12 protein-coding genes are annotated in these 13706 nt (G+C 66.5%); 7 read left to right on the forward strand and 5 right to left on the reverse strand.

What is annotated here, in order from left to right:
* Positions 1 to 234 precede the first annotated feature (234 nt).
* From ABLE91_RS12915 to ABLE91_RS12930, 4 genes are all read left to right on the forward strand, one after another.
* Complete coding sequence (locus tag ABLE91_RS12915) at positions 235 to 2256, forward strand: putative bifunctional diguanylate cyclase/phosphodiesterase (RefSeq protein WP_348931247.1); 2022 nt, start codon at positions 235 to 237, stop codon at positions 2254 to 2256.
* Between the two features lie 176 nt (positions 2257 to 2432).
* On the forward strand, positions 2433 to 3605 hold the full coding sequence (locus ABLE91_RS12920; protein WP_348931248.1) for an isovaleryl-CoA dehydrogenase: 1173 nt from the start codon (positions 2433 to 2435) through the stop codon (positions 3603 to 3605).
* A 42-nt stretch (positions 3606 to 3647) separates the two neighbouring features.
* On the forward strand, positions 3648 to 4460 hold the full coding sequence (locus ABLE91_RS12925) for an aldo/keto reductase (protein ID WP_348931249.1): 813 nt from the start codon (positions 3648 to 3650) through the stop codon (positions 4458 to 4460).
* Between the two features lie 27 nt (positions 4461 to 4487).
* Positions 4488 to 5288, forward strand: coding sequence for a YdcF family protein (locus ABLE91_RS12930; RefSeq protein ID WP_348931250.1), 801 nt, complete (start codon positions 4488 to 4490; stop codon positions 5286 to 5288).
* 3 nt (positions 5289 to 5291) lie between these two features.
* Here ABLE91_RS12930 and ABLE91_RS12935 read toward each other — a convergent pair whose 3' ends face one another.
* Complete coding sequence (locus ABLE91_RS12935) at positions 5292 to 5585, reverse strand: DUF3253 domain-containing protein (RefSeq protein WP_348931251.1); 294 nt, start codon at positions 5583 to 5585, stop codon at positions 5292 to 5294.
* Between the two features lie 355 nt (positions 5586 to 5940).
* On the opposite strand from ABLE91_RS12935, the gene ABLE91_RS12940 reads away from it, so the two are divergent.
* Together ABLE91_RS12940 and ABLE91_RS12945 are read left to right on the forward strand one after the other, a co-directional pair.
* Positions 5941 to 6624: a glutathione S-transferase family protein gene (locus ABLE91_RS12940; protein ID WP_348931252.1), complete on the forward strand. Its 684-nt coding sequence runs from the start codon at positions 5941 to 5943 to the stop codon at positions 6622 to 6624.
* Positions 6621 to 7100 (forward strand): DUF1489 family protein, encoded by a 480-nt coding sequence (locus ABLE91_RS12945; RefSeq protein WP_348931253.1) that lies wholly within the window; start codon positions 6621 to 6623, stop codon positions 7098 to 7100. Before ABLE91_RS12940 ends, ABLE91_RS12945 begins: the two co-directional genes overlap by 4 nt.
* Positions 7101 to 7259: 159 nt before the next feature.
* Here ABLE91_RS12945 and ABLE91_RS12950 read toward each other — a convergent pair whose 3' ends face one another.
* From ABLE91_RS12950 to ABLE91_RS12965, 4 genes are all read right to left on the reverse strand, one after another.
* The gene (locus tag ABLE91_RS12950; RefSeq protein ID WP_348931254.1) at positions 7260 to 8960 is read right to left on the reverse strand and encodes a methyl-accepting chemotaxis protein; all 1701 of its coding nucleotides are present in this window, start codon (positions 8958 to 8960) and stop codon (positions 7260 to 7262) included.
* A 258-nt stretch (positions 8961 to 9218) separates the two neighbouring features.
* Entirely contained in the window at positions 9219 to 10052 is an 834-nt protein-coding gene (gene sseA, locus ABLE91_RS12955; RefSeq protein ID WP_348931255.1) for a 3-mercaptopyruvate sulfurtransferase, read from the reverse strand.
* 17 nt (positions 10053 to 10069) lie between these two features.
* On the reverse strand, positions 10070 to 11101 hold the full coding sequence (locus tag ABLE91_RS12960) for a cysteine synthase A (protein ID WP_348931256.1): 1032 nt from the start codon (positions 11099 to 11101) through the stop codon (positions 10070 to 10072).
* Positions 11102 to 11168: 67 nt separating this feature from the next.
* Complete coding sequence (locus ABLE91_RS12965; protein ID WP_348931257.1) at positions 11169 to 12608, reverse strand: cryptochrome/photolyase family protein; 1440 nt, start codon at positions 12606 to 12608, stop codon at positions 11169 to 11171.
* A 137-nt stretch (positions 12609 to 12745) separates the two neighbouring features.
* On the opposite strand from ABLE91_RS12965, the gene ABLE91_RS12970 reads away from it, so the two are divergent.
* On the forward strand, positions 12746 to 13675 hold the full coding sequence (locus tag ABLE91_RS12970) for a glutaminase (protein WP_348931258.1): 930 nt from the start codon (positions 12746 to 12748) through the stop codon (positions 13673 to 13675).
* Positions 13676 to 13706 lie beyond the last annotated feature (31 nt).

A 13706-nucleotide genomic window follows, 5' to 3' on the forward strand; every position in this document is an offset into this window, starting at 1 on the left:
TCTTGCGCCAGATGGCGCAAGCTGCCTAAAAGGTGGCCGATACCACGGGGCTCGTGGGGGCGGTTGCGTTGCGGCCGCAGGAGGCAAAAAATTCCAAGACGTACGGGCGCCGACGAGCGCGCCTTCTTTATCGCGACTGTCGCCGCGGTCGCGGTCGTTCTCGGTGGGCTGGTTGGTCTTCTCGTGATCACCATGGCCGGCAGCGACCGTCGTATCGCAGCGCGCGAAAGGGACGTGGTTTCCGCCCTGCTCCAGGAGCGGGCGGTCACCATGCAGCGCAGCGTGAATGCGCTCCTCGAGGACACCGAGATCATCCGGCGCGCCACCTCCGGCGATGCGGGCTTCGTCCACAGCAAGTTCGGCGAGCCTCTCAATTCCCGCTTCAGCTATGAGCGTGCCTTTCTGGTGGACCGCACCACCGGAAAGCCGATCTATGCCTCCGTCGACGGCAGCATGCTCGATGATGCTGGGATCGTGAGCGTCACCCCCACATTGCGGCGCGCCCTGAGGGGCGTGGGCGACCAGCGCATGGGTTTCATCGTGGACGGGCAGGGGGTCGGGTTCGCCGCCGTCATTCCGTCCCCGGCCGGTCAAGCCAACATCATCTGCGTCGTGGTCGATGCGGTGGACGATACCTTCCTGCATGAGCTGGAGGGCCGTCTCCAGGTGGCAGGCCTTCATATCGTCCCGGCCGTGAACCCCGATCGCGCCGAGAACAGCGTGACCCTCACCAATCTCGCCGGCGACGCACCGCTTGCTTTGTCGTGGAAGCCCGATCAGGCCGGTTCGGGTTCGCTCCGCCGTGTCGCGCCGGTGGTTGCCGCGCTCTCCACCCTCTTGCTCGCCATCTGCATCGCTCTGCTGATCCGCACGCGCCGCTCGGCCCGCGCCCTGGCGCAGAGCGAGGCCCGCGCCACCGCCCTCGCATTCCAGGACTATCTCACCGGCCTCGCCAACCGGGGCTATTTCATCGAGCAGCTCGGCACCCGCCTCGCGGACCTGAAGCCGGACGACACGCTTGCGCTCCTCTTCCTCGATCTCGATGGCTTCAAGGACATCAACGATACGCTGGGGCACGGCGTCGGCGACGAGTTGCTGCGGCTCATCGCGCAGCGCCTCAAGGATTGCATCGGCGATGCGGGCCTCGCCGCCCGGTTTGGCGGGGACGAGTTCGTGCTGTTCGTCGCGCCCGACGGGGAACGCACCGCGGCGGACATGGTGGCGCGCCTCCTCGCCGTGATCCAGGAGCCGGTGCAGATGGAGGGGCGAGATCTGATGGTGGGCGCCTCCATCGGCGCCGCCTTCGCGCCCCGCCACGCCACCGATGCCCGCGAACTGATGCGTCGCGCCGATATCGCCCTCTATCGCGCGAAGGCGGAAGGGCGGGGCAGTTTCCACGCCTTCGAGCCGGAACTGGAAGTGGAGGTGCTCCACCGTCGCGAGGTGGAGCAGGAACTGTCGGAGGCCATCTCCAAGGGCCAGCTGGCGCTGCTCTTCCAGCCGCAGGTGGATGTGGAGAGCGAGCGCATCATCGGCTTCGAGGCGCTGGTGCGCTGGGACCATCCGGTGCGAGGCCGCATCCTGCCGGAGGGGTTCGTGCCCATTGCCGAGCGCTCGCGCCTGATCAGCCGCCTCGACGCATGGGCGCTGCGGGCGGCGTGCGAACTGGGGCGTCAGCTCACCGACGTGACCATTTCCGTCAACATGTCGGCGGTGAATTTGCGCCAGCCGGACATTGCCGAGCGCATGCTCTCCGTCCTCGAGGAGACCGGCTTCGACCCGAACCGCCTGGAGCTGGAGATCACCGAGAGCGCCATCTTCCAGGCCGAGGGGCGGGGGAAGGAGTCTTTGCTGCGGCTGCGCGATGCCGGCGTGCGGATCGCGTTGGACGATTTCGGCACCGGCCATGCCTCCCTGGTGCACATCCGCAGCGTGCCGGTGACCAAGATCAAGATCGACCGCTCCTTCATCATGAACCTCGGCATCGAGCGGGATGCGGCGTCCATCGTCGAATATGTGGTGCGGCTCGGCCGCTCTCTGGGCATTGTCCTCACGGCCGAAGGGGTGGAGACGCGCGAGCAGCTCCGCTTCCTGCGGGCCTTCGGCGCCCAGCAGGCGCAAGGCTTCCTGTTCTCCCCACCGGTATCCATTGAGACGGCCGTCTCAATGCTGGAGGCGCAGCGCGCCCAAGGCCAGCCGCGCGGACCCAGCCGCAGGCTGTCGGACCGGACGGAAGGTGATGGGGTCAGGGGATAGGTTTATCTCCGTCCTGACGAGACATCTTCGACGTAAGACTCCAGGGAACCACCGCTCTCTCGAACGAGGTTGAATAAACGGGCATCCGTTTTATTCTTCCTGCCACACCCTTCGCCGCAGGACCCTGCGGCGCCGCGCCGGGAGAGCGCGTAAGATAAGGGCCGGAGGAGATCGCCATGTTGCCCAACGCCCATCAGGGATTCGATTTCGACCTCGGCGAGACCGCCGACATGCTGCGCGACACGGTGCGCAGCTTCGCCGACGACAAGATCGCTCCCCGCGCCGACGAGATCGACCGCACCAACCAGTTCCCGCGCGATCTCTGGCCCCAGCTCGGCGCCCTCGGCCTCCTGGGCGTGACGGTGGAGGAGGAATATGGCGGCTCCGGCCTCGGCTATCTCGAGCATGTGATCGCCATGGAGGAGATCAGCCGGGCGTCCGCCTCGGTCGGCCTCTCCTACGGCGCCCACTCGAACCTCTGCATCAACCAGATCCGCCGCAACGGCACGGACGCGCAAAAGCGCAAATACCTGCCCAAGCTCATCTCCGGCGAGCATGTGGGCGCGCTCGCCATGTCGGAGCCGGGGGCGGGCTCGGACGTGGTCTCCATGCGCACCCGCGCCGACAAGAAGGGCGACCGCTACATCCTCAACGGCAACAAGATGTGGATCACCAACGGCCCCATTGCCGAGACGCTGGTGGTCTATGCCAAGACCGATCCTTCCGCCGGCTCCAAGGGCATGACCGCCTTCCTGGTGGAGAAGGGCTATAAGGGCTTCTCCACGGCGCAGAAGCTGGACAAGCTCGGCATGCGCGGCTCCGACACCGGCGAACTGGTGTTCGAGGATTGCGAGGTGCCGGAGGAGAACGTGCTCGGCGATGTGGGCCGGGGCGTCAACGTGCTCATGTCCGGCCTCGATTATGAGCGCGCGGTGCTCGCCGCCGGGCCCGTGGGCATCATGCAGGCGTGCATGGATATCGTCCTGCCCTACATCCATGAGCGCAAGCAGTTCGGCCAGCCCATCGGCAGCTTCCAGCTTATGCAGGGCAAGATCGCCGACATGTACGTGACCATGAACGCGACCAAGGCCTATGTGTATGCGGTGGCCAAGGCCTGCGACCGGGGCGCCACCACCCGCGAGGACGCGGCCGGCGCCATCCTCTATGCGGCGGAGAAGGCCACCTGGATGGCGCTCGAGGCGATCCAGACCCTGGGCGGCAACGGCTATATCAACGATTATCCCACCGGCCGCCTGCTGCGGGACGCGAAGCTCTATGAGATCGGCGCCGGCACCAGCGAGATCCGCCGCATGTTGATCGGACGCCAATTGTTTGAGAAGACAATGTGAGCGCATTCGCGCATCCCTCTTCTCAGAAGAAAGCGTCCCGCCATGAGCTATGTCACCGGCAACGGCGCCGCAGTGCAGCCGATCGGCCTCGGCACATTCCAGGTTGAGGGCGACGCCGTCGTCGCTGTGGTGAAGGAAGCGCTGAAGGTCGGCTACCGCCATGTGGACACGGCGGCCGCCTACGGCAATGAAGAGGCGGTGGGCGCGGGCCTGCGCGCCTCGGGCATGGACCGGGGCGATTTCTTCCTCACCACCAAAGTGTGGTGGACCCGCCTCGACGACGTGGAGGGCTCGCTGAATGAAAGCCTCGCCCGCCTGAAGACGCCCTATGTGGACCTTCTGCTGATCCATTGGCCGAACCCGGCCGTCCCGCTGAAGGTGACGCTCGACGCCATGGCGCGGGTGAAGCGCGCCGGGCTTGCGCGCAACATCGGCATCTCCAACTTCACCATCGCCCTCATGAAGGAGGCGGTGCAGCTCTGCCCCGAGCCGCTCTTGTGCAACCAGATCGAGGTGCACCCCTATCTCGAGCAGGATCGGGTGATCCGCGCCGCCAAGGATCTCGGCCTGGAAGTCACGGCCTACAGCCCCATCGCCCGCGGCGACATCGTCCACGACCCGGTCATTCAAGGCATCGCCGATGCCCATGGGCGCACCACGGTGCAGGTGGCGCTGCGCTACCTGATCCAGCAGGATCTCACCGTCATTCCCCGCACTGCCAAGGTGGAGCGGCTGGCGGAGAATCTCGCCATCTTCGACTTCGCCCTCACCGATGAGGACATGGCCACGCTGCACGGGCTCGCGCGCCCGAACAGCCGCAAGGCCAACCCCTCCTGGTCCCCGGCCTGGGACTGAGCGGGGTCCGGCCGGGGAGGCGGGGCGGTGGATGACTTCTTCACGTTGTCGAAGATGTTCTGGGGGCTCGCGGTCCCCTCGAATTTCCTCATCTTCATGGCCGTGCTGGGCATCGCCTTCACGCTGACCGGCACCCGCCGGCTGGGGCTCGCCTGCATCATCTTCGCGGTGGCAGGCCAGATCGTCACCGGGCTCTCGCCCTTCCCGAACTATCTGGTCTCGCCACTGGAAGAGCGATTCCCACCCTTCGTCCCGGACGGGCGCCCGGTGGATGGCATCATCCTGCTTGGCGGGGCTGAGGTGCCGGATGTTGCGCTTGCGCGCGGCGTGCCCGCGCTGAACGATGCCGGGGAGCGGCTGATCGCCTTCGCGGCACTGGCGCGCGAATACCCCGACGCCACCTTGGTCTTCACCGGGGCACCGGGCGGGTTCGGCGAGACCGGATCCCTTGAGATTCTCGGCATGCGCGAAGGCCTGGTGGATGTGGGCATCGACCTCAAGCGCATGCATTTCGAGACCAAGTCCCGCAACACGGCGGAGAATGCCATCTTCACCAAGGCCATGGTGAACCCCGCCCCGGGCTCTCGCTGGCTGCTGGTGACCTCCGCCTTCCACATGCCCCGGGCCATCGGGAGCTTCCGGGAAGCGGGCTTTCCGGTGATCGCGAACCCGGTGGACTATCGCACGCTTGGCCCGAACGCCCTCGGCGGCATGTTCTCGCGCGCCTCGCAGGGGCAGGATCTCACCGATATCGGGGCGAAGGAATGGGTGGGGCTTCTCGCCTATTATCTCGCAGGCAGGACCAACGCGTTGTTTCCTGCGCCCTGAGCGTCACTCGTCGCGCGGCAGACCCAGGCGGTAGACACCCCGGAAATCCAGCGGATCCACCGGCTTTCCCTTGCGATAGATGACCAGCCGGCCTTCCAGCGCCAGCCGGATTGCGGCGCGGCGCACCTCGGGCAGAGCATGCTGCCAGTCCTCGCCGGGCGCTACCACCTGCGCCGCGTCGATGGGGCTGAGGGTCTTGGCGGGGCCGATCTCGCGCGCGAGGGCGAGGATGACGCGCGCCGCCGGGCTGTCTTCGGCCGGCGTGTTCGGTTCCATTTCATCATGCGGTGTGCTCATGGCCCCTCCTCGCATCCCGGCAAGGGGCCGGCAAGGGGGCGCCGTGTCGCCGGCGCGTCATCAAATTGTGCATTGCGATGAAATTTTCGTTGCGTGTCGCTTAAGGATTTCTTAATCACATTGCCCGGCGCTTGACGGCGTGTCGCCGCCCGGCCGAACTTCGACTTATCCAAGGCCCATTGTCATCATGGCAGTACAGACCGAGCGTTCCTGTTGGGGAATCGCACGCGTTAGCCTCGGCGTCTTCCTCGCCGCCATCGTCCTGGTTTACCTCTTCGGCGGTTTCGAGCCTTCGGCGGCTGTAGTGATGCGCTGACCGCGTCGCGCGGAACCTACCGTTTTCTGGGAGGGGGCAATGGCGCTGACGCTGTTCATCGGCAACAAGAACTATTCGTCCTGGTCGCTCCGCGCGTGGCTGGCCCTGAAGGCCGCCCATGTGGACTTCGAGGAGCGGCTGATCCCCTTCGGCAGTGAGGAATTCAAGCAATCCCTCGCCGGGCTGGGCTCTCCCGGGCGCGTGCCGCTGCTGGTCCATGACGATGAGCCGGTCTGGGATTCCCTTGCCATCATCGAGCATGTGGCCGAGCGCTATCCCGACCGCGCCATATGGCCGGGCGATCGCGCGGCCCGCATGATGGCGCGCTCGATCTCCGCCGAGATGCATTCCGGCTTCCATTATCTGCGCCGGCATATGCCCATGAATCTGTGGCGGCCGCCGGAGCCGCGCGCCTATGACGAGAACGTCGCCAAGGACATCGCTCGCATCACCGCCATCTGGCAGGAGGCGCGGGGGCGGTTCGGCGCGGGCGGCGACTTCCTGTTCGGCCGCTTCTCCGCGGCGGACGCCATGTATGCCCCTGTCGCGACGCGCTTCCGCACTTATGCGGTGCCCCTCGATCCCGTCAGCGCCGCCTATGTGGCCGCCATCCACGCCCAGCCCGATTTCGTCGCCTGGAGGAAGGACGGCCTGAAGGAAACCTGGGTGGAAGAGCACGACGAGGTGGACTGGCCGGTCGTGAAGCGCGAACCTGCGGAATGACCGCCGCCCCAAAAGCCAAGCGTCCGAAACCGGCCGCCGCCGGATCCCTCCACCTCATCAAATTGTGCGTGGGGGCCGAATCCGTGGAGGATCTCACCTCCTGGATCGCCGAGCGCCTCGCCGACAAGAAGGCCAAGGGCCTGCCCGTCGAGCACGCACACATCACCCGCATGACGCCCACCCGCGCTGAGGAATTGCTGGCGGGCGGCGCACTCTATTGGGTGATCAAGGGCGAGGTCCTGTGCCGCCAGCGCCTCATGAAGATCGAGCCCTTCGTGGATGGCGAGGGCATCGGCCGCTGCCGCCTTGTCCTCGACCCTGAGGTGGTGCGCGTGGTGGCGCGCCCATCGCGGCCGTTCCAGGGCTGGCGCTATCTGAAGGGCAGCGAGGCACCGGCCGATGTGGTGGCCGGGGAGGGCGATGCCCAACTGCCCGAGACCCTGCAGCGGGAGCTGCGCGCCCTCGGGCTGCTTTAGCCGGCCGACCTGCTGCCCGAACGCCAATAAAAAAAGCTCCCGTGAGGGAGCTTTTTTCAGGTGGGGGTACGAACGCTGGCTTGCCCCCGCAAAAGCCAGCGAACGCACCCCGCACCCGGCCCTCCCCGCGAGGGGAGGGGAACCAATCTTCTCAAGGCGTCAGCCGGCCCGCAGGTTGGCGACGAAGCGCTGCACTTCGTCCTGCAACTCATTGGCCTGGCTCGACAGCGAGGTGGACAGGGTCATCATCTGGGTGGAGGCGGCGCCGGTCATCTCCGCCGCCCGGCCCACGCCGGAGATGTTGTCGTTGACGCCTTCGGTGCCCTGGGCGGCATTCTGCGTGTTGTAGGCGATCTCGCGGGTCGCAGCGCCCTGCTGCTCCACCGCCGTGGCGATGGCGGAGGTGGCCTGGCGGATGTCGGTGATGATGCCGACGATCTTCTCGATGGAGCCCACCGTGCGCTGCGTCGCGCCCTGGATCTCCGACACCTTCAAGCCGATCACCTCGGTCGCCTTGGCGGTCTGGGAGGCGAGTTCCTTCACCTCCTGGGCCACCACCGCGAAGCCCTTGCCCATGTCGCCGGCGCGCGCCGCCTCGATGGTCGCGTTGAGCGCGAGGAGGTTGGTCTGGCCAGCGATGTTGGTGATGAGGTCCACCACTTCGCTGATCTTCGCCGCGGCCGTGGAGAGCTCGCGAATCTCGCCGTGGGTCTGCTCGGTCGCCCGCGACGCCTCGACGGCGATGTTGGCGGCGTGGCTGACCTGGACGCCGATCTCGCGGATCGAGGCGCTCATCTCCTCGGTGGAGGCCGCCACCGTCTGGACGTTGTTGGAGGCCTCATTTGCGGCACCGGCGACGGCCTGCGCCTGGCGGGAGGTCTCTTCCGCCGAGGCGGAGAGGCTGCGCGCGGCATCGGACACTTCGCTGGAGGAGTTCGCGAAGGCGCCGGCAAGCGCGCCCATCTTGCTCTCAAACTCGTTGGCGATCTCGTTTCGCTCTTCTTTCATGCGTTCCGCGTTGCGGCGTTCGGCTTCGGCTGCCTCCTGGCGCATTCGCTCGGCTTCCACCAGATCCTGGCGGAGCGCTTCCGCGCTGCGGGCCATGGCGCCCAGCTCGTCCTTCCGCTCCGTCCCCGGCACCTCGACGTCGAGCTCGTCGTTGGAGATGGAGGTCAGGACGCCGGTGAGGCGCTTGATCGGGCGCGAGATGGCGAAGATGGCGGTGAACGCGCTGAGGATAAAGACCAAGAGCATCACCGCCGCGACGATCCCCATGGTGAAGAGGATGGCCTGGTTCGACCGGGCGACGAGCTGGTGCGAGCTGTCCTCGACGCTGCGCTGGAGGTCATCCACGAGATAGTTGAGCTGGTCGGCGACCGCCTGGAGGGCCGGGTCGCAGGTATTGTTCATCAGCCGCGTGCCGCGGTCATTCTCTTCCGTGGACGTGCCCGTGGTGGCGAGGACGATGGTTTCCTTACAGACATTGTCGACGGTCGCCAGGAACTGGTCCTGGATGCTGCCGAACTCGGCGACACGCTCGGGCAGGGCCTTCTTCGCGATGTCCATCTGCTCTTTGAAGGTCTTCAGGCCCATGGCCTGATGCTGCACAGCCGTCTTGTTGTCGATGGTGGTGACGGCAGTCAGCGATTCATAGATGGAGCGGCTGGTATAGACGAGGGCGCGGCTCGACTGGGAAAGGGCGATGGCGGCCATCGCGTCCCGTTCGATCAAGTCCGTGAATTCGTTCTGAACCTCGTACGCCTTGGTGGCCATGAAGAAGAGGCCGACCGCGGAGGATACGAGAAGGAGCGCTGACAGAGACAGGACTTTTACGAGGATAGGCCAATTCTTGAAGGACATGCTCCACCCCTGCTTCCCACATGCCGAGCGGTCAACGCATGGGCTCTGGGTCCATGGGCAAACCTCTCTCTATCGTATGTGATGCTTAGGATAGCTTGCCCGAGGCTTGCCTCCGGTTACCTCAACTGAGTCTTTGCAAGACATGCGAGTGCATTGCCGGCGTCAGCGCGGTGGCTGACCCCGGCCGTGCCTTGGCGCGCCCGAGGACATTCATGCGCCGGGCCGGCAGTGCCGCTGCCGCCCGTCGGGGCGGATGAGTCAGGCGTCGCCGGTGGCAATGGGCTTTCCGCGCGAGGCCCATTCGGTCCAGGAGCCGTCATAGAGCGCCTGCGGCCGCTTGCCGACGCTCTCCAGCGCGATCCAGAGGATCGCCGCCGAGACGCCCGAGCCGCAGGTGGTGATGACCGGCCTGGACATGTCGAGCCCCGCCGCCGCCAGCTCCGCGCGCACGACGTCCGGCCCCACCAGAATTCCGTCCTTCACAAGCTTGGAAGAAGGCAGGTTGAGACTGCCAGGAATGTGGCCGGACTTCAGATTCGGCCGGGGCTCGGGAGCCTCGCCGGTGAAGCGCGCGGCGGCGCGGGCGTCGAGAATCTGCGTGCTCGAGCCCATGGCCTTTTCCATATGGGCGATGTCGGCCACCACAGAGCGGTCGAGGCGCGGCGTGAACACCGCCGGCGGGCGGCGCGCCGGGCCGGCTTCCACCGGCCGGTCCTCGGCCAGCCATTTGGGCAGGCCACCTTCCAGGATCTTCACGTCCTGCGCGCCGAAGGCCCGGAAGGTCCACCACACGCGCGGCGCGGAGAACAGGCCGAGCGCGTCATAGACCACGATCCGCACGCCGTCGCCGATGCCGAGCGCGCCGACCGCGGTCGCGAAGTCTCGCGGCTCGGGCAGCATGTGGGGCAGGTCGCTGGTCTGGTCCGAAATGCCTTCGAGGTCGAAGAACACCGCGCCGGGAATGTGCCGCTCAAGAAATTCCCTGCGGCCCTCGCGGTCCGTGGGCGGCAGGAACCAGGTGGCGTCGACGATGACGAGGTCAGGCGCGTGGAGATTGTCGGCGAGCCACTGGGTGGAGACGAAGATGGGCATTGTGGGCCTCGGGAGGATCAGACGAGGACGTTGGGTACGGCGGCGTCGCGCTCCAGCCATTCCGGGACCGGCAGGTTCTTGGACCTGAGGAAGTCCGGGTTGAACAGCTTGGACTGATAGCGCGTGCCGAAATCGCACAGGATGGTCGCGATGGTGTGACCGGGGCCCATTTCCTTCGCGAGGCGGATGGCGCCGGCCACATTGATGCCGGAGGAGCCGCCGAGACACAGGCCCTCATGCTCCAGAAGGTCGAAGACGATGGGGATGGCCTCTTCGTCCGGGATCTGGAAGGCAGCATCCACCGGAGCGTCTTCCAGGTTCGCGGTGATGCGCCCCTGGCCGATGCCCTCGGTGATGGAGGAGCCCTCGGCCTTCAGTTCGCCGGTGGTGTAATAGGAATAGAGCGCAGCGCCCATGGGATCGGCGAGGCCGATCTTGATGGCCTTGTTGCGCGCCTTCAGCGCCATACCGACGCCGGCAAACGTGCCGCCGGTGCCCACCGAGCAGACGAAGCCGTCGATCTTGCCGCCTGTCTCATCCCACAGCTCCGGGCCGGTGGTCTCGAAATGGGCTTGCCGGTTCGCCACATTGTCGAACTGGTTGGCCCAGATGGCGCCGTGCGGCTCGGTCTTCGCCAGGGCCTCGGCAAGGCGGCCGGAGACCTTCACGTAATTGTTCGGGTTGGAATAGGGCACGGCGGGCACCTCAACCAGCGTGGCGCCGGCGAGTCGCAGCATGTCCTTCTTTTCCTGGGACTGGGTGTCGGGAATCACGATCACCGTCTTGAAGCCGAACGGCGCGGCCACCAGCGCAAGGCCGATGCCGGTATTGCCCGCCGTGCCCTCGACGATGACGCCGCCGGGCTCCAGCGTTCCCTTCGCGATGGCATCGCGGATGATGCCGAGCGCCGCCCGGTCCTTCACAGACTGTCCGGGATTGAGAAATTCCGCCTTGCCGAGGATGGTGCAGCCGGTTTCCTCGGAGGCGCGCTTCAGGCGGATCAGGGGCGTGTGGCCGATGGATTCGACGAGGCCGTTGCGAATTGTCATGGAGGCAACCTTGAGCGAAGGGAGCGCAAATTAGCTGAGAGGGTTCTTGCCCGGCAACCGATGCCGTCTATTTTCCTTTGATGTGATCGAAGGCGCGCAGGGCGCGGTCGCGGGCAAGCTCGTGGGCGATAACGGGTTTCGGATAGGTGGTGCCGAGCCGGACACCGGCGCGGGTGAGGGTGGCCTCGTCCGCGCTCCAGGGCTGGTGGATCACCGACTTGGGGAGCTTTGCGAGCTCCGGCACGAAGGCGCGGACATAGTCCCCATCGGGATCGAATTTTTCCCCCTGGAGGATGGGATTGAAGATGCGGAAATAGGGGGCGGCGTCCACGCCCGTTCCCGCCACCCATTGCCAGTTTCCGGGATTGTTGGCCGGGTCGGCGTCCACCAGCGTGTCCCAGAACCAAGCCTCGCCCTCGCGCCAGTCGATGAGCAGGTGCTTGGCGAGGAAGGAGCCCACCACCAGCCGCACCCGGTTGTGCATCCAGCCCGTCTGCCACAATTGCCGCAGGCCCGCATCCACCAGGGGATAGCCGGTGCAGCCCCTCTGCCAGGCCTTCAGCTCGCCCGGGCATTCGCGCCAGGGGAAATGGTCGAAGCGCGGCTGAAGGTTGCGCCGCGCCAGATCGGGTTCGGCGCTCAGCACGTGGTGGGAGAATTCCCGCCAGTAAAGCTCTGCCTCGAACTTCTCCGCATCCCCATGGGGCACGGTGCCGGTCTCCGCCGCATGACGGATGGCATGAAGCACCTGGTTGGGGGAAAGCTCACCCCAGCGCAGGTGCGGCGACAGGCGAGAGACGTGCTCGGAGCCCGGGTTGTCGCGCCGCGTGGCATAGCCCTTCAGGCCGCTCTTGATGAAATCCAGCAGTCGGCCATGGGCTTCTTTCTCCCCGCAGGTCCAGGCTTCGCGAAAGCCGCAGGCCCAATCCGGCGAGGATGGCTCCAGATCCCAGTCTTCCAGCTTCTCGCTGGCAGGCGTGCGCGCCGCCCCTGCAAGATCCGCCGGCAGGCGCAAAGGGGGGCGGGGCCGCGCCGCCCTCTGCGCGGCGCGGTGGAATGCGGTGAAGGTGCGCGGTAGCCCGCCGGATGCGGTGCGCACGGAGCCGGGCGCGTGCAGCAGATGGCCGTTGAAGGTTCGCACCGCCCGTCCCTGCGCGTCCAGCGCCGCGATCACAGCCGCGTCCGCCTTCGCCTCTCCGGCGCCCGGGCGGCTGTTGAAGGCAACAAGCTCGCAGGACAGCGCCTGCGCCACCTCGGGCACGATGGAAACGGCGCGTCCCCGTTTCAGGATGAGAGGGATGCGGTGCGCCGCCAGTGCCTCCTGCAAGGCCCGCAGCGACTGCGCGAGCCACCACCGCGCAGCCCCGCCCAGCGGGCGGATGCCGGGGGAATCCTCGTCGAGCACATAAAGCGCGGCCAGCGGTCGCCCGCCTTCGGCTGCCGCGGTCAGCGCCGGGTTGTCCTTCAGCCGCAGGTCGTCGCGGAACCAGAGCAGGGCAGGGGCCATAACCGGAATGTCCAGAAAAAATGCGGCACCACTAAAGCGGTGGGCCTGGCGGCATCGCCTGCGGCAAGTGTGCGCGTGCCCGGCTAAGATATCGGTGTAGTCTTGGAAAAGGCCAAGCTGAAAATGGGGAATGCGGTTTGCCGAACCTAGCCTCGGTTGTCGGGGAAATCGCCCAGCGCATGACGGCCCGTGACGAGCGGGGGAAGGTGGCCAGCTATATCCCCGAGCTGGCGAAGGTGCCCATCGACCAGTTCGGCATCGCCGTCTTCACCGCGGACGGCGAGACGATCGTGGCGGGCGATGCGGAGGTCCCCTTCTCCATCCAGAGCATCTCGAAGGTTTTCACCCTCACGCTCGCGCTCGGCAAGGTGGGGGACCAGCTCTGGACCCGGGTCGGCCGCGAGCCTTCGGGAAACCCGTTCAATTCCATCGTCCAGCTGGAATACGAGAAGGGCAAGCCGCGCAATCCCTTCATCAATGCCGGCGCCATCGCGGTGACCGACGTGCTGCTGGCCGGCCACGAGCCGCGCGAGGTGCTTGGGGAAATCCTGCGCTTCTGCCGGTTCGTGGCCGAAGACGACAGCGTCGCCATCGACGAGCACGTGGCGCGCTCGGAGAAGCAGACCGGCTTCCTTAACACCGCGCTCGCCAATTACATGAAGGCGTTCAAGGTGCTGGAGAACCCCGTGGACCATGCGCTGGGGGTCTATTTCCACCACTGCTCCATCACCATGAGCTGCCGGCAACTCGCCATGGCCGGGCGCTATCTCGCCTTTTCCGGCCGGCTGCCGGGCAAGGACGTCTCGGTGATCTCTTCGGAGCGGGCGCGGCGCATCAATGCCCTCATGCTCACCTGCGGCCATTATGACGGCTCCGGCGACTTTGCCTTCCGCGTCGGCCTGCCGGGCAAGAGCGGGGTGGGCGGCGGCATCCTCGCTGTGGCGCCGGGGGAAGCATCCATCGCCGTCTGGTCGCCGGGGCTGGACCCGCACGGCAACTCGGTGCTCGGCTCGCTGGCGCTGGAGCATCTGGCCAAGGCCATGAGGTGGTCGGTGTTCGGGGATTGAGGGTAGCACTGCGTCATCCTCCGCGAGGAGG

It is taken from the genome of Aquabacter albus, assembly GCF_040049275.1.
Taxonomy (GTDB): Bacteria; Pseudomonadota; Alphaproteobacteria; order Rhizobiales; family Xanthobacteraceae; genus Aquabacter.